Here is a 16424-nt window from a genome sequence, read left to right as displayed (position 1 = left end):
GAGTGGGCTATAGGAGGTGCGCCGCCCCCTCACCCAGCCTCTCCCCCCTATCGGGGGGAGAGGAGCCTGAGGGAAATCACGCAATCGGCAGCGACAGCGGCGAGATCTGGTCGCCCGGCCGGTTCGCATAGTCGAGCTTGACCGAGTCGCGCAGCATGCGGGCCTGCGCCTCGGCCAGACGTTCCATGGCGGCCTTCGGATCGAGATGGACGGGATCGCCGTCCTTCAGGACCACCTCGCCATCGACGATCACCGTCTGCACGGCGCGATCGGCGGCGTGGAAGACGAAGGAGCGCAGCGGGTCACGCGCCGGTTGCATCAGCGGATGGTTGAGGTCGACCAGTACGATGTCGGCCGACATGCCCGGCGCCAGCGCGCCGATGTCGTCGCGGCCGAGCGCGGCCGCGCCGCCAAAGGTCGCCGCCTCGAAGGCGCCGGCGGTGTCGAGGCTGCGGATGTCCTCGCTCATCAGGCGGCCGGCGACGATGGCCAGTCGCATCTCCTCGATCAGGTTGTGCGGCGCGCAGTCGGTGCCGAGGCCGACATTCACGCCGCGTGCGCGATAGCGGCCGACATGATCCATGGCGAGTCCATAGCGCGCGAAGGGCTGCGGACAGTGCGCCACCGAGGCACCCGCCTCGGCGATCAGGTCGAGGTCCTTGCGCGTGTGCCAGGCGATCTGCGGATGGTCGTCCAGCAGGATGCAGTGCGCCATGATCGTGTCGGACTTCATCAGTCCGTTCTGCGCGGCCCACTGGATGGGCGTCATGTTGTGGCGGCGGATCATCTCGCGCACCTCGACGACCGACTGGCCGACATGGGTCGAGAAGCGGCGGCCCGTTTCATCCGCATGCTTGCGGCCGGCGGCAAACAGTTCCGGCGTCACCGTGTCGATCTGGGCGGGAAAGACCACGGCCGAGAGACGCCCGGAATTGTGCGCCTCGGCCTCGTCCATGACGCGCTTGGCCTTCTCGAACTGCGCGAAGCCCGCCGCCTCGTCCCACTTCCACGTCACGGTCTGCGGCGCGGCCATGCCCCAGCGCGCCGAGGCGAAGGTGGGCGCCGCATGGAAGCGCATGCCGCTCTGCGCCATCGTCTCCAGCCAGCCCTCGAACGGCACGGTGACGTCGCAGGCGGTGGTCGTCCCGGCGCGCAGCATCTCCGAATAGGCCATCGTCGCGGCGCCCTGACGACCGTCGTCGCCCAAGCGGAACGCCTGCAGCCGCTCCATCAGGCCGGTCATCTGCTGCTCGGGCACGCCGTGATCCTCGCGCACGCCGCGATAGCCCGGCTCGGTCGACGGATGCGAGTGGATGTTGATCAGGCCCGGCAATGCCAGCATGCCGCGCCCATCAATCACCGTCTCCGCCGGTCCCGACGGCTTCGCCCCCGCCGGCGTGATCTCGACGATGCTGCCGTCCTTCAGATGAAGGTCGACCTCGCGGCGATAGACGTGGCGCTTCTCGGCACCATCCCGGACGACGGCCCAGGAGACGTTACGGATCGAATCGGGCCGGCTGTCCATGGTCTGCTCTCCCACAAGGCATGCCTGTTGCATAGGCACCGCAATGGGACGATAGAATCGGGACAACGATAGAACAAGGAGGCAGGTCATGCGGAAGATGAAATGGGCGGCGCTCGCGGCCACGGCGGCGGCACTGGTCTCGGGCGCGGCACAGGCGCAGACGCTGAAGGTCGTCATGCATTCGGACGTCAAGATCGTCGACCCGATCTGGACCACCGCCTACATCGTGCGCAACCACGGCTACATGATCTACGACACGCTGCTCGCGGTCGACGACAAGCTCGCGGTCAAGCCGCAGATGCTGGAAGGCTGGAAGGTGAGCGACGACAAGCTCACCTACACGTTCACCCTGCGCGACGGCCTGAAGTTCCACGACGGCGCACCGGTGACGGCGGAAGATTGCATCGCCTCGATCAAGCGCTGGGCCTCGCGCGACGCGATGGGACAGAAGCTCATGAGCTTCACCAAGGGCCTGGCGGTCGTCGACGACAAGACCTTCACGCTCACCCTCAACGAGCCCTACGGGCTCGTGATCGAGTCCCTCGGCAAGCCCAGCTCGAACGTGCCCTTCATCATGCCCAAGCGCGTGGCCGAGACGCCGGGCAACACCCAGATCAAGGAGTTCATCGGCTCCGGCCCATTCGTGTTCCGCGCCGACCTGTGGCGGCCGGGCGAGAAGGCGATCTACGACAAGTTCAAGGACTACAAGCCGCGCGCCGAGCCGCCCTCGGCCCTCTCGGGCGGCAAGAACGTCTACGTCGATCGGGTCGAATGGGTGAACATCCCCGATCCGCAGACCGCGGCCAACGCGCTGATGACCGGCGAGATCGACATCCTCGAACAGCCGCTGATCGAGATGCTGCCGCTGATCGAGAAGGACAGGAACATCGAGATCAAGGATCTCAACCCGCTCGGCAGCCAGTACAGCCTGCGCTTCAACGTGCTGCACAAGCCGTTCGACAATGCGAAGATCCGCCAGGCCGCGCTCTATGCGCTGAACCAGAAGGACTTCCTGCTGGCCGGCATCAACGACCCGCGATACTTCAAGGAATGCAAGGCGCTGTTCATCTGCGGCACGCAATATGCGACCGACGCGGGCTTCGAGGACAAGCTCAACTCGAACTTCGCCAAGTCGAAGGAGATCCTGAAACAGGAAGGCTATGACGGCACGCCGGTCGTGCTGCTGTTCGCCACCGACACCAACACCGGCCGCCTGACTCCCATCGCGAAGTCGCTGCTGGAACGCGGCGGCTTCGTCGTCGACATGCAGGCGATGGACTGGCAGACCGTTCTGGCGCGCCGCTCGCGCAAGGAGCCTCTGAATGCCGGCGGCTGGAGCGGCTTCATGACGTCATGGGTGTCGGCCGACCTGCTTGACCCGATCGTGTCGGCCTTCGTGGGCGCCGCCTGCGACAAGGCCGCGATCGGCTGGCCGTGCGACGCCAAGATCGAGGAACTGCGCGACGCCTTCGCCAAGACGACCGATCCCGCCAAGCGCAAAGAGCTGGCGACCGCCGTCCAGGTGCGCGAATCGGAGTATCCGACCTTCGCCCAGCTCGGCCAATTCAACATCCCGATGGCGATCCGCAAGACCGTGACCGGCAACCTGACCTCGCCGGCACCGGTCTTCTGGAACATCAAGAAGGCGCAGTAGACCTGGCACCTCACCCTGAGGAGCGGTCCGCTGGACCGCGTCTCGAAGGGTCGGCACGAGCACCACGTCCATTGCCCATCCTTCGAGACGCACGCCTGCGGCGTGCCCCTCAGGATGAGGATGTGCGGAACGAAGTCAGCCGAGTTCGAGGCTGGTGACGCCGAACAGGCCGGCATAGTCGACGTCGGGATCGGCGCCCGTGTACATGCGCGCAGTCTCGAAGGAGGGTTTGAGGCCGATCTGTTCGGCCAGCTTCACGGCCGGCTTGTTGCGATCGGGCACATCGATCGCGACGGCGCTCGCGCCGAGCGTCTTTGCCAGCGCTCCCACCAGCGCCGACGCGATCTCCGGCGTCGCGCCATAGAGCGGTCCGACGCGAGAGGCGGCGGCACAGGCCCGCATCACGGCGAAGCCCGCGATCTCGCCATCGCGCAAGGCGACCAGAGAGGCGCGTTCGGGCAGCGAGATCCATGAAGCGAGGAAGGAATCACGGGCTTCCGGGAAGAAGCGGCGGTCATAGGCGGCGAGACGATCGAAGCCGATGCTGCGCGCATCGACCAGCGCTACGCCCGCGGGCGCCTTGTCCGACGGCGGCGCGCCTTCGTGGCGGATGTTGTTCCAGGCCAGGCGAAAGCCCGACTTCCTGTAGTTGCCCTGCTGCGCCACCACGCCGTCGAGCCCGACATTGCGTCCCTGCAGCCGCGCCATGCCGGCACGCCAGACCTGGATGCCGTAGCCCTTCCCGCGCACCGGCGGGCGCGCGATGTAGAAGCCCAGGAAGCCGAAGCCCGCGCCGTACTTCACGACGGAGATGCAGGCCTGCGGCTCGCCGTCGAGGCGACCGATCAGGAAGGCGGACGGATCGGCGGCGAAGAAGGCATGGGCATCCGTATTGCCCGGATTCCAGCCTTCATCGTTGGCCCAGGTGGCCATGCGTTGGACATCGTCGGCGCTGCCGACCGTGATCTCGAAGCTCATGGTGCGGAGTTTACTCCGCCGCCCTCGCCTTTTCCGCGAAAAAGCGGTTCTCGGGACGCGGCAGGCCGAGATTCTCCCGCAAGGTCGTGCCCTCATACTCGGTGCGGAAGAGGCCGCGGCGCTGCAGTTCCGGCACGACCTTGTCGACGAAATCGTCGAGGCCGCCTGGCAGGTAGGGGAACATGACGTTGAAGCCGTCGCAGGCCTCCGTCACCAACCACTCCTCCATCTGGTCGGCGATCATCGCCGGCGTCCCCAGCATGCCGAGGCCGCCATAGCCGCCCAGGCGGCCCGCGATCTGGCGCACCGTCAGGTTCTCGCGCTTGCCGAGCTGTATGACACGGTCGCGGCCGCTCTTGCTCGCCTCGGTCTCGGGAATGTCGTCGGGTAGCGGCTTGTCGGGATCGAACTTGCGGGCATCGACGCCCAGCGCCATCGACACGGCGGCGATAGAACTGTCGTAGTTCACCAGACCGTCGAGCCGCGCGCGCTTCTCCTTCGCCTCGTCGAGAGAATCGCCCACCACCACGAAGGCGCCCGGCAGGATCTTGATGTGATCGGGATTGCGACCGACTTTCGCCGCCCGGCCTTTCACGTCGGCATAGAAGGCGCGCGCATCGGCGATCGGGCCGCCGGCGGCGAACACCATCTCCGCCGTCTCGGCGGCGAGCTGGCGGCCGGCATCGGAGGCGCCGGCCTGCACGATGACGGGCCAGCCCTGCACCGGCCGGGCGATGTTCAGTGGCCCGCGCACCTTCAGGTACTTGCCCTTGTGGTCGAGCACATGCAGCCGCGCCGGGTCGAAGTAGATGCCGTTCTCGACATCGCGGATGAAGGCATCGTCGGCCCACGAATCCCACAGGCCCGTCACCACGTCGAAGAACTCGCGGGCGCGGGCGTAGCGCTCGGCATGGGGCATCTGGTCGTCCAGGCCGAAGTTCAGCGCGGCATCGGGATTGGACGTCGTCACCAGATTCCAGCCGGCGCGACCCTCGCTGATATGGTCAAGCGAGGCGAAGCGGCGGGCGATCGTGTAGGCCGGCTCGAAGGTGCTCGACGCGGTGGCGATCAGGCCGAGATGCTTCGTGGCCATGGCGAGCGCCGGCAGCAGGGTCAGCGGGTCGAACGAGGTCACGGTGGCGCTGCGCTTCAGCGCATCCATCGGCATGTTCAGCACGGCCAGGTGATCGGCCATGAAGAAGGCGTCGAACTTGCCGCGCTCCAGCGTCTGGGCGTACTGCACCAGCGCCTTCAGGTTGAAGTTGGCATCCGGCGTGCCGCCGGGATAGCGCCACGCGGCGGTGTGGATGCTGACGGGGCGCATGAACGCGCCAAGGCGAAGCTTCTTCTGGGTCATGGGCGATATCTTGCCCTCGCCGGGCGGACCGGCAAGGTCCGCTCGGACGACAAGAACTAATTCGATGAATTATTTCTGCAATCAGACGATCGGCGGGTGCTTCTTGTCCGTCCCGGCCACCCGTTCCCAGGCACGCGCCACCTGGAAGACCGTCGCCTCGTCGAAGTAGCGGCCGACGAACTGCACCGAGACCGGCAACCCGCCGACCGAGAGGCCGGCCATCATGGCCAGCGCCGGATGACCCGTGACGTTAAACGGCGTGCGCGCCTGCCGCGGGTAGGTGCGCTCGACCTCGGCCGTATCCTCGATCCGGCAGGCCGGGTCCATCGAGCTGGCGCAGAGCAGCACGTCGACCTCGCGGAAAGCCGCCTCGACCTCGGCGATCATCTGCAGGCGGCGACGGCTGGCCAGCATGTAATCGCCCGCGCTCATGAAGGCGCCGGCCATCAGGCGCTGGCGTCCGAGCTTGCCGTAGTCGCCGGGACGTTCGCCGAGCCACGGGCCATGGATCGACCAGGCCTCGCTCTGCAGGATCACGCGATTCACGGCGCCGAACTCGCCGAGCGATGGCAGCTTGATGTCGCGCACCTCGGCCCCCTCGACTTGCAAGCTGCGCGCGACATGCTCGAGCGCGGCCGTGACCTCGGGATGGGCCGGCGTGTCGATCTCGTGGAAATGACGCACGAAGCCCACGCGCAGGCCGCGGATGCCCCGGTCGAGCGCAGCGGCGTAGTGGCCCTGCGACGCTGCCGCGCTGCCAGGATCCAGCGGATCGTGGCCGGCAATGGCCTCCAGCATGAGCGCATTGTCGGCCACCGTGCGGGTCATCGGCCCGACATGGTCGAGCGTGAACGAGAGCGGGAAGACACCGCGGCGCGAGACCAGCCCATAGGTCGGCTTCAGGCCGACGATACCGCAGCAGCTCGCGGGATTGCGTACGCTGCCGCCGGTATCGGTGCCGAGCGCCATCGGGAACAGGCCGGCCGCGACGCCAGAGCCTGAACCGGATGAGGAGCCGCCGGGATGATGATCGGTGTTCCACGGATTGCGCGCCGGCGGCCACGGCAGGTCGAAGCTCGGCCCCCCGATGGCGAATTCGTGGGTCGATAGCTTGCCCAGCACGATGGCGCCCGCGCCGCGCAGCTTCTCGACGCAGACCGCATCGGCACTCGCCATGTTGTCCTGCAGGACTTTCGAGTGGCAGGTGGTGGGCAGGCCGGCGACGTCGATGATGTCCTTGATGCCGACCGGCACGCCGTGCAGCGGCCCGCGCAGCCGGCCCGATTGCGCCTCGGTCTCGGCCGCGAGGGCGGCCGCCATCGCGGCCTCGCCATCGACGCGGATGAAGGCGTTTAGCCTGGGATCGAGCGTGTCGATGCGATCGAGCAGCGCCTTGGTGAGATCGACCGGCGAGAGCTCCTTCGCGGCGATGGCGCGGGCGGCGGCACCCACCGTCATCCAGTGCAGCTCGCTCATAGCGTCGTCCCCGCCTTCATCGGCGGCCACGGCTCGGCCTTGGGATCGGCGGGACGCCTGATCTTCTGCGCCACGTCAGCCGCCTGGGTCGCGGCGACCCTCACGTCCTCGGGAAAATCCGTCAGCGCCTTGGCAAGCCCGGCGCGCTTCGCCAGGACTTCGATCGTTTCCTTGTCCACGCGATATCTCCTAAAGCCCCCGACAGGTCAGCACGAGTCGTGCCAGCCGTCCATCGGCCCGGAGTCAGCGGGACGGTACGCCGGCCGGTGAGCCGAGGCCCGGCGGGTGCTTGTGCCAGGCGCGGCCCTCCACGATCTCGCGCACGCCGTATTCGTAGAGGGCGTTCATGTAGGCCTGGTCGAACTCGCCCTTCTTGGGCGCATCGAAGTCGCGCCCGATATAGGCGAGGTTGTAGTCGACCTTGTCGCGCTGCGAGACGAAATAGGTCCGCAGCACGTCGTTGACGCCGCTGGCCGCCAGCATCGTGCTGATCGCGCGGCCGGCGATGGTGATCGTCCGGCGCTCCGCCATCGCATAGTCGGGATCGAGGCGGGCATTGCGGATGATGTAGGCGTAGCGCTCGCGCTTGATGTTGGCGGCGGACATGTCGATGGAGGGCGGATAGAGGAAGAGCTGGGCGATGGCGCCGCCATCGACATGCAGTTCCTGATACTTCTTGCCGTCGAGCTCGACGTCGATCAGCACCGGCTGGAAGGCGCCCGGAATGGCGGCCGACGCGCGCAGGATCTTGCGGAACAGTTCGAGCGAACCCGGCTTGCCGCTGGCGGCGATGGCGCCGATGTTCCAGATCACCGGCCGCTGCGCATCGAGATCGGTCGTGCCGATCATCAGCAGCCGTCCCTTGCCATACTCGACCGCGATCGCGTCCAGGAGCTTCTGGTCGGCGTACTTCGCGATCACCTCGGCGAGCGGACCCGTATCGGCCATGGCGTCATCGAACAGCGCTGCCGTGATGCCGCGCGCGCGATACACCTTGTCCGGCGTCATGGTCGTGTAGACTTCACGCAGCTGGGCATCGTAGTCGGAGCCCAGGAAGGCGAACGGTGCGATCAGCGCGCCGGTGCTGACGCCGGTGACCATCTTGAACGTCGGCCGGTTGCCGACCGCGGTCCAACCATTGAGCAGTCCGGCGCCGAAGGCGCCGTTGTCGCCACCGCCGGATACGGCGAGGAAATAGGCGGGCGGCGGCTTTGTCGGCAACGGTCCCTGCGCACGCAGCGCCGCCGCCTCGCGCAGGCCCGACTGCAGGCCCTCGTCGACCATCAGCTTGGGATCGCCGTCGGCATAGAAGCGCGCATTGGGAATCCCGAGCGGCATGGCCCGCGCCGTGTCGGCCCGGGGCACCGCTTCTCCACGATCGGGAATCGAGCAGCCGGTGCCGACCAGGCACACCAGGGCCACTGCGAGCAGCAGGCGATGAATGGACATGTTCCCTCCCCCGAGGTCTCCGATCAGTCGAGTTGAAGCACCATGGCCTTTAGGTAGGCCGTTTCCGGCAGGCTCGGATGGACCGGATGGTCCAGCGCCGCGCCGCTGCTCAGCAGGATGCGCCCCGAGCGCTGGGCGTCGCGCAGGCCGCGGCGGACCTGCTCGGCAAACAGCGGCGGATCAACGAGATGCGAGCAGGAGGCCACGAAGAAGAAGCCGCCGCGCGTGACCAGCGGCGCCGCCAGGCGCACCAGCTTGCGATAGCCCTGGGCGCCGGTCTTGAGGTCCTTGCGGCTCTTCACAAAAGCCGGCGGGTCGCAGATGACGACCTCGTAGGAGCGCGGCTTCTCCTTCTCCAGCGTCTCGAACACCTCGCCCTTCCGGAACGAGACGATCTTGTCGACGTCGTTCAAGGCGGCCGCCCGCTGGGCCGCGTTGAGCGCAGGCTGCGAGCGGTCCAGGCATACGACCGACTTGGCGCCGCGCTTCGCCGCCAGCACGCCGAAGCCGCCGCTGTAGCAGTAGGCGTCGAGCACGCGCGCGTCCTTCGCCAGCCCCGCCATGAAGCGGCGGTTGTCGCGCTGGTCGTAGAACCAGCCGGTCTTCTGGCCCTCCGAGAGATCGGCGACGAAGCGGGCGTCGTTCTCTATCAGCTCGATGCTGCCCGCTTCACCCTTGGCGACTACTACCTCGCGCTTGAGGCCCTCGAGCTCGCGCACCGGCGAATCGTTCTTGAGGATGATCGTGGTCGGCGAGAATTCCGCCTCGATCGCCTCGAGCAGGACCGGCGTCAGCGCGTCCATGCCGGCGGTATTGACCTGCACCACGAAGGCGTCGCCGAACCGGTCGACGATCACGCCCGGGATGCCGTCGGCTTCGGCATGGATCAGCCGGTAGTAGGGCACGCCGACCAGACGGTCGCGCAGCGCCGCCGCGCGGGTCAGAATCCGCCCGAAGAACAGGGCATCGGCCTGCGCTTCAGGGTTCGTGCTGAGAAGGCGAGCGGCGATCAGCGAATGCGGGTTGAACGTGCAGACACCGAGCGCCTCGCCTCCCGGCGCGCGCAGCGTCGCCAGGCTCCCTGCCGGGATCGCCTTGGCGTCGGCATCCATCAGGATTTCGTTGGAAAAGGCCCAGGGATGGCCGCCGCGGACGCGGCGATCCTCGCCGGCGCGCAGGATGACGGTGGGGAGTTTCTTCACGGCCACTTCTACTCTCCTCGGGCGACGCCATCGCGTCGCGGGTCGGCGCCGCCCTCCCATCCGTCGCCCGTGCGCCGGATGGCCGTCAGGCCGCCTTCATGCCGGCGGACTTGTACTTCATGCCCCAGCTTGCGCAAGGCGTCGGCCTGGTCGGCGATCGGCGTGCCCTCCTCCAGTTCCGTGGCACCGTTGAGGTTGGCGACCCGCGGCAGGTCGACCGCGGCCTGGGCCGAGAGGTCCCAGTCGAGCAGGCCGATCAGGGTCTGCAGTGTGTCGCCGATGATCCTCGCCCCGCCCGCCGAGCCCAGTGCGGCCACCAGCTTTCCGTCGCGGTCGAGGACGAAGGTCGGCGACATGGAGGAGCGCGGCCGCTTGCCGGGCTGTACCCGGTTGGCCACCGTCTTCCCGTCCAGCTCGGGGCGCGGCGAGAAATCCGTCAGCTCGTTGTTCAGGATGAAGCCGCGCACCATCATCTGGGCGCCGAACGGCGCCTCGATGGTGGTGGTGAAGCTGACCGCGTTGCCCCAGCGATCGACGATGCTGATATGGCTGGTGCCGCGCTCGACATAGCCCGGCGGCACGCCCGGGCCGACCTTCCCCATGCTGCGGTCCGGCGACATCAGCTTGCGCCGCTCGTCGAGATAGGCGGGCGACAGGAGGCCGGCCACCGGCACATCCACGAAGGCCGGATCGGCGACGTAGCGATCGCGATCGGCAAAGGCCAGCCGGCTGGCCTCGGCGATCAGGTGCGCCGCGCGCAGGTCGTTGGGCGCGTCGCGTTGAATATCGAAGGGCTGCAGCAGGCCCAGCACCTGCAGGATCGCGATGCCGCCCGACGAGGGCGGCGGCATCCCGCATACGGTCCACACGCGATACGGCCCGCACACGGCCTCGCGCCTGACCGGCTTGTAGTCGGCCAGATCGGTGGCGGAGAGCGCTCCCGGCCGGCGATGCCCGCGCACGCGCCCGACGATCTCGGCGGCGATCGGCCCCTGGTACAGGACGCGCGCGCCGCGAGAGGCGATCAGCCCCATCGTATCGGCGAGCGCGCGATTGACGATGCGGTCGCCCCGCTCGCGCGGCGATCCATCGGCATGGAAAAAGGTCTCGCGGATCGCCGCCTCATCGCGCAGCGTCGGCATCCTCTGCAGCCAGGTCGCCAGCCGAGGCGATACCGCAAAGCCGTCACGCGCGGCGACGATGGCCGGCGCGAACAGGTCGCTCCAGGCGAGCTTGCCATGCTCCCTGTGCGCGAGTTCCAGCATGGCCAGCAGGCCCGGGACGCCGACCGACATTCCGGAGGCGACGGCCTCGCGATAACCGAGCGGCCTTCCGTCGGGCGCGAGGAACATGCCGGGCGTTGCGCCCGCAGGCGCCGTCTCGCGACCGTCGTAGACGGTGATGGCGCGACTGGTGCCGTCGTAATGCAACAGGAACCCGCCGCCGCCGATCCCCGAGGCGTGCGGCTCCACGACACCCAGAACCATCTGGACCGCGATCGCGGCATCGACGGCCGTACCGCCGCGGCGAAGCATTTCGAGTCCCGCTTCCACCGCCAGCGGGTGAGCGGCCGCGACCATCGACTGCGGCGCCGCCTGCACCGATGGTACGCGACAGACCGCGGCCAGCAGCAGCGCAATGCCGAGCAGGCGGCGAACGCTCATGCGCGGCGCGCCACGATGAACAGACGCCGGAAGGGAAACAGCGTGATGCCATCGGGTCGCGTGGGATAGGCCTTGGCAAGCAGCGCCGCATAGGCGTTGTAGAAGTCCGTGCGCTCCGGCTCCTGCAGCAATTCGAGATAGGGGCGCAGGCCGGTCGACGAGGTGTACTGCGCCACCGGATCCTTGCCGGTCAGCGGCTGCTGGTAAATCGTCTCCCAGACTTCGAGGTCGGAACAGAGCGGCTTCAGCGCGTCGTAGTAGCGTGCCGGCTCAAGCACGGGCGCGATGGGACGCACCCTCGCGAGCTTGTCGCGCCACGGACCGGCCTCGGCCGCCTGCTTCATCGAGGCGTGCGAGGGCGCCTCGTGGTTGCGCGGCATCTGGATCGCGAGCTGGCCGCCGGACGGCAGCAGCTTCAGCAGGCCGGGGAACATGTCGATATGGCCGTCGAGCCAATGATAGGCGGCGTTGCTGTAGAGGATGCCCGGCGGCAGATCCGGCTGGAAATGCGCGAGGTCGCCCTTCTGGAACGTCACGCGCGCATCGACCGTCTGGCTGCGCGCCTTGGCGAGCATTTCCTCCGAGGAATCGATGCCGACGACCGGCGCCTCCGGGAAGCGCTCCGCCAGGATGCGCGAGATGTTGCCCGCGCCGCAGCCCAGGTCGTAGATCGCGTGGCCGGGCCGTGCGCCGTTCGCCGGATCGAGCCTTCCCATGAGGTCGAGTGCCGGCCGCATGCGATGATCGGCGAACTTCAGGTAGAGATTGGCATCCCACGTCGTCGATTTGCCGTCGCTCACGTCACTTCTCCTCGAACGCCGCATCGACGGGGACACGATAGGCCGTCGCGATCTTGTTGCCCTTCTGCGCAGCCAGCACGACCGCCATGAACTCCCCGAACATCTCCTCGGTCATGCCCTTCTGCCGCGCCATGGTGCCGTGCGAAGCGATGCAGTAGTCGCACTGGTTGGCGACCGAGACCGCAAGATAGATCAGTTCCTTGGTGAGCCCGTCGAGCGCGCCGGGCGCCATCACCGCCTTCATCTCGGCGGCAAAGCGCTCCATGGTGTCGGGATGGCGGGCGAGCGCCTTCCAGACGTTGTTGATGTTGGCAGGATCGCTGCCGCGTGCCCTGGCAATGCCCTCGACCACAGCCTTCGCCCGCGGGTTCATGTCCTTGTACTCGGTCAGCTTGGCCATGCGTGGTTTGCTCCAGGAATGAAAAGGGCCGGCAACATGCCGGCCCCATCTTGGCGTTTCCGCGCCGCCCGGTCAGTACCAAGCTTGCGTCAGTACATGTGCTGGCCGCCGTTGATCGACAGGGTCGAGCCAGTGATGAAGCCGGCATCGTCGGCGATCAGGAACATCACGCCGCGGCCGATCTCGTCGGCCTTGCCGAGACGGCCGACCGGGATCTTGGCCACGATCTTCTCCAGCACGTTGGCCGGAACGGCCGCGACCATGTCGGTTTCGGTGTAGCCCGGCGCGATGGCATTCACGGTGATGCCCTTCGACGCGCCTTCCTGCGCCAATGCCTTGGTGAAGCCGTGGATGCCCGACTTGGCGGCGGCGTAGTTCACCTGGCCGTACTGGCCGCCCTGGCCGTTGATCGAGCCGATGTTGACGATGCGGCCGAAGCCGCGCGTGTTCATGCCGTCCCACACCGCCTTGCTCATGTTGAAGCAGGAGCCGAGGTTGGTATCGATGACGGCGTCCCACATGTCGCGCGTCAGGCGGCGCATCGTGGAATCGCGGGTGATGCCGGCATTGTTCACCAGGACATCGACGGGCCCCATTTCCTTTTCGATCTGCCCGACCGCCGCCTGGCAGGCGGCGAAATCGCCGACGTCGAACTTGTAGACGTTGATGCCGGTTTCGGCCTTGAACTTCTGGGCGGCTTCGTCGTTGCCGGCATAGGTCGCAGCGACCTTGTAGCCCTTGTCCTTCAGCATCCGGGAAATGGCGGCGCCGATGCCCCGCGTTCCCCCCGTCACGATTGCTACCCGTCCGGCCATTTTGTGCCTCCCTTGCGATGACGCGCGAACAGTCTAGCCGGTTATCCCCCATCGCGGGCAAGCGTCAGATTGATGCCACCGGGCGATTCGAATTGACCGCCGCCGGCGGATAGAAGCGACCGCTCGTCCCACCCTAGAAGCGTGGTGATGAAACCTTTCACCGCTCTGCTCGGCGCCGCCGCCGGGACCCATGCCGCCGACCAGATGGCACTGGCCACCCTGCCGTTGACCGCGACCCTCGTCCTGGGTGCCGGCCCCGACCTGCTCGGCCTTCTCGTGGCCGCGCAGAGTGCCGCCTGGCTTCTGGTCTCGCTCCCCGCCGGCGCCTGGATCGACCGGTTGCCGCGCCGCCGCCTGCTGATCGTGGCGCTGGCACTCGGCCTCGCCGCCTCGATCGCCGCCGTCGCCGCGGCCGCCACCGGCTTCGTCTTCCTGCTGGGCCTCGCCGCCATCGCCGGCGCGTCGGGCACCGTGGTCTATGTCCTGACCTCGGTGTCCCTGCTGCCGAGCCTCGTGCCGGCCGACGACCTCTCGCGCGCCAACGCCCGCCTCGAGCTGGCGCGCGCCATCGTGAGTCTCGGCGCGCCGTTCGTGGCGGGTCTGCTGGCGCAATATCTCTCGCCGACCTGGGGCTATGTGCTGGCGGCCCTCGGTGCCTGTCTCGCGCTGGCGTGCGTGCTCGCCTTGCCGGAAGGCACTGCACCGGCCATCGCCGGCGAGCGCCCCTCGCTCGCAGGTGCCGTCCGCCTCGGCACGTCGTTCGTCATCCGCAACCGGCTGCTGCGCGGCATCAGCCTGTGCGCGATCTTCTGGAATTTCGCCTTCTTCGCCCTGCTCGCCATCTGGGCGCCGCTGGCGCTGGGGCCGCTCGGTCTCGATCCGGCGCAGATGGGTCTCGCACAATCGGCCTATGGCGCCGGCCTGATCCTCGGCGCCGTGGTGGCGCCGCTGACCGCCCGCCGGCTGCCGCCGCTCGTCACCCTGATCTTCGGGCCGGCCGCGTCGATCGTCGCTTCCCTGATTTTCCTGTCGGCCATGCCGGGCAACGGCCTCGTCCTGGCCGCGGCCGGCTTCTTCCTGGTGGGTTTCGGGCCGATGCTCTGGCTGATTTGCCAGACGACGGTGCGCCAGCTCGTGACGCCCTCGGCGCTGATGGGCCGGGTCAATGCCACGGTTCAGACCGCGATCTACGGCGTCCGGCCGCTGGGCGCGCTGACGGGCGGGCTGGTGGCCGCGCAGGCGGGCCTGACGGCAGCCCTGCTGCTGATCGCCGTCTCGTTCGCGCTGTCGACCCTCGTCATCCTGCTGTCGCCGCTGGCGCGGCTGCGCGCCATGCCCGCGCCGGTGCAGGTCCCGGCGCGGGCTTGACCCACACGCCCGTCCGTCGGAATTTGGCGGCGGAGGTCGTTGCATGAAGAAGTTTCTGGGCGCCGCGTTGCTGGCGCTTTCCCTGTCCGCTTGCCAGAACTCGCCTTCGCCCTGGTACCAGGCCTATGGCACGACGAGCTTCCCCGTCGCCAAGGACGGCATGGCCGCACTCTACATCGTGCGCGACACCGCCCCGCCCGACGCGCCGAGCATTCCCATCTCGATGAGCCGCCATCCTGTCGGCGGGCTGACGGGCTCGACCTGGATGCGTCTCGACCTGCCGCCCAACCCCTACGACCTGCGCGCCTTCGGCAGCAGCGAGAGCACCGAACTGATTATCACCGTCGTGGCGGGCGAGACCCGGTTCCTCCTGGCAAAGCCCAAGGGCACCAACGACGCCGAACTCACCTGGCTGTCCCAGGAAGACGGCCGCGCGCTCGTCCGCAAGGGAACGCAGGTCGGCAGCTACTACAACCCCTGAACGGCAAAACGCCCGAAGGATTTCTCCCTCGGGCGTTTGAACCTTCAAGCGTCGGCGCGGGATCAGTCGCGCTGGACGCACATGGCGATGCCCATGCCGCCGCCGATGCACAGCGTGGCGAGGCCCTTCTTGGCGTCGCGCTTCTGCATTTCATAGAGCAGCGTCGTCAGCACGCGCGCGCCCGAGGCGCCGATCGGATGGCCGAGCGCGATCGCGCCGCCGTTGACGTTGAGCTTGCTGTCGTCGAGGCCGAGCTGTTTGCCGACGGCCAGCGCCTGCGCGGCGAAGGCCTCGTTGGCCTCGACCAGGTCGAGATCCTTGACCGTCCAGCCGGCCTTCTTCAGCGCCGCCTGCGAGGCCGTGACTGGGCCGATGCCCATGATCGACGGATCGACGCCGGTGGTCGCCCACGACACTATCTTGGCGAGCGGGGTGATGCCGCGCTTCTTGGCTTCGTCGGCGCTCATCAGCACCAGCGCCGCGGCGCCGTCGTTGATGCCCGAGGCGTTGCCGGCGGTGACCGAGCCGCCTTCCTTGGTGAAGGCGGGACGCAGTTTGGCCAGCGCCTCGACCGTCGTCCCGTGGCGCGGGAACTCGTCGGTGTCGACGACGACGTCGCCCTTGCGGGTCTTGATCGTCACCGGGACGATCTCGTCCTTGAAGCGACCGGACTTCTGGGCCGCCTCGGCCTTGTTCTGCGACGAGGCCGCGAACGTGTCCTGCTCGGCGCGCGTGATCTGGAACTTCTGCGCGACGTTCTCGGCGGTGTTGCCCATGTGATAGCCGTGGAACGCATCCCACAGCCCGTCCTTCAGCATGGTGTCGACCATCTTGAGCTCGCCCATCTTGGTGCCGTCGCGCATGTGCGCGGCGTGCGGCGCCTGGCTCATGCTCTCCTGGCCGCCGACCACCATGATGTTGGCGTCGCCGTTGCGGATCGCCTGCCAGCCGAAGGCAACGGCGCGCAGGCCCGAACCGCAAAGCTGGTTGATGCCGAGTGCGGTCTTCTCGACCGGGATGCCGGAGTTGACGGCCGCCTGGCGCGCCGGGTTCTGGCCCTGACCGCCGGTCAGGATCTGGCCCATGATGACTTCGTCGACTTCCTCGGGCTTCACCTTGGCGCGCTCGAGCGCGCCCTTGATGGCGGCCTTGCCGAGATCGTGCGCCGGCACCGCGCCGAACGCGCCGTTGAACGAGCCGATTGGCGTGCGCGCCGCGCTCGCGATTACGATGTCCGTCATTGAATCCTCCTTGG

At 67.9% G+C, this 16424-nt stretch carries 15 protein-coding genes; 3 read left to right on the top strand and 12 right to left on the bottom strand.

Annotated elements, in window-relative coordinates; all coding sequences use genetic code 11:
- Positions 1-76: 76 nt before the first annotated feature.
- On the bottom strand, positions 77-1525 hold the full coding sequence (locus LJ725_RS15220; RefSeq protein ID WP_230551496.1) for an amidohydrolase family protein: 1449 nt from the start codon (positions 1523-1525) through the stop codon (positions 77-79).
- An 88-nt stretch (positions 1526-1613) separates the two neighbouring features.
- Here LJ725_RS15220 and LJ725_RS15215 point away from each other — a divergent pair, with 88 nt between their 5' ends.
- The gene (locus LJ725_RS15215; RefSeq protein WP_230551495.1) at positions 1614-3179 is read left to right on the top strand and encodes an ABC transporter substrate-binding protein; all 1566 of its coding nucleotides are present in this window, start codon (positions 1614-1616) and stop codon (positions 3177-3179) included.
- Positions 3180-3314: 135 nt separating this feature from the next.
- Here LJ725_RS15215 and LJ725_RS15210 read toward each other — a convergent pair whose 3' ends face one another.
- The 10 genes from LJ725_RS15210 to phbB form a co-directional block, all read right to left on the bottom strand.
- Positions 3315-4157, bottom strand: a complete 843-nt coding sequence (locus LJ725_RS15210; protein ID WP_230551494.1) for a GNAT family N-acetyltransferase — start codon at positions 4155-4157, stop codon at positions 3315-3317.
- A gap of 10 nt (positions 4158-4167) precedes the next feature.
- Positions 4168-5514: an LLM class flavin-dependent oxidoreductase gene (locus LJ725_RS15205; RefSeq protein ID WP_230551493.1), complete on the bottom strand. Its 1347-nt coding sequence runs from the start codon at positions 5512-5514 to the stop codon at positions 4168-4170.
- A gap of 81 nt (positions 5515-5595) precedes the next feature.
- A complete protein-coding gene (locus LJ725_RS15200) occupies positions 5596-6990 on the bottom strand; it encodes an amidase (protein WP_230551492.1) in 1395 nt (464 codons plus the stop codon).
- Positions 6987-7169: a hypothetical protein gene (locus LJ725_RS15195; RefSeq protein WP_230551491.1), complete on the bottom strand. Its 183-nt coding sequence runs from the start codon at positions 7167-7169 to the stop codon at positions 6987-6989. The genes LJ725_RS15200 and LJ725_RS15195 overlap by 4 nt, the downstream gene beginning before the upstream one ends.
- A gap of 64 nt (positions 7170-7233) precedes the next feature.
- Positions 7234-8439: a patatin-like phospholipase family protein gene (locus LJ725_RS15190; protein WP_230551490.1), complete on the bottom strand. Its 1206-nt coding sequence runs from the start codon at positions 8437-8439 to the stop codon at positions 7234-7236.
- Positions 8440-8462: 23 nt separating this feature from the next.
- Positions 8463-9647, bottom strand: coding sequence for a class I SAM-dependent rRNA methyltransferase (locus LJ725_RS15185; RefSeq protein WP_230551489.1), 1185 nt, complete (start codon positions 9645-9647; stop codon positions 8463-8465).
- 2 nt (positions 9648-9649) lie between these two features.
- Complete coding sequence (gene ggt, locus LJ725_RS15180) at positions 9650-11305, bottom strand: gamma-glutamyltransferase (RefSeq protein ID WP_230551488.1); 1656 nt, start codon at positions 11303-11305, stop codon at positions 9650-9652.
- The gene (locus LJ725_RS15175; protein ID WP_230551487.1) at positions 11302-12105 is read right to left on the bottom strand and encodes a methyltransferase domain-containing protein; all 804 of its coding nucleotides are present in this window, start codon (positions 12103-12105) and stop codon (positions 11302-11304) included. Before LJ725_RS15175 ends, ggt begins: the two co-directional genes overlap by 4 nt.
- A 1-nt stretch (position 12106) precedes the next feature.
- Entirely contained in the window at positions 12107-12505 is a 399-nt protein-coding gene (locus tag LJ725_RS15170; RefSeq protein WP_230551486.1) for a carboxymuconolactone decarboxylase family protein, read from the bottom strand.
- Between the two features lie 89 nt (positions 12506-12594).
- Positions 12595-13320, bottom strand: coding sequence for an acetoacetyl-CoA reductase (gene phbB / locus LJ725_RS15165; RefSeq protein WP_230551485.1), 726 nt, complete (start codon positions 13318-13320; stop codon positions 12595-12597).
- Between the two features lie 147 nt (positions 13321-13467).
- On the opposite strand from phbB, the gene LJ725_RS15160 reads away from it, so the two are divergent.
- Positions 13468-14688 carry an MFS transporter gene (locus LJ725_RS15160; RefSeq protein ID WP_230551484.1) on the top strand — a complete coding sequence of 407 codons (1221 nt, stop codon included), beginning with the start codon at positions 13468-13470 and terminating at the stop codon, positions 14686-14688.
- 43 nt (positions 14689-14731) lie between these two features.
- A complete protein-coding gene (locus LJ725_RS15155; RefSeq protein WP_230551483.1) occupies positions 14732-15169 on the top strand; it encodes a hypothetical protein in 438 nt (145 codons plus the stop codon).
- 62 nt (positions 15170-15231) lie between these two features.
- On the opposite strand, the gene LJ725_RS15150 is transcribed toward LJ725_RS15155, so the two are convergent.
- Positions 15232-16410, bottom strand: a complete 1179-nt coding sequence (locus tag LJ725_RS15150) for an acetyl-CoA C-acetyltransferase (RefSeq protein WP_230551482.1) — start codon at positions 16408-16410, stop codon at positions 15232-15234.
- Positions 16411-16424: the final 14 nt, after the last annotated feature.

Origin of the sequence: Reyranella aquatilis (assembly GCF_020880995.1) — a bacterium.
GTDB classification, from domain to species: Bacteria; Pseudomonadota; Alphaproteobacteria; order Reyranellales; family Reyranellaceae; genus Reyranella; species Reyranella aquatilis.
The sequence above is the reverse complement of the archived record's forward strand: the minus strand, read 5'-3'. Positions and strand labels throughout refer to the sequence as shown.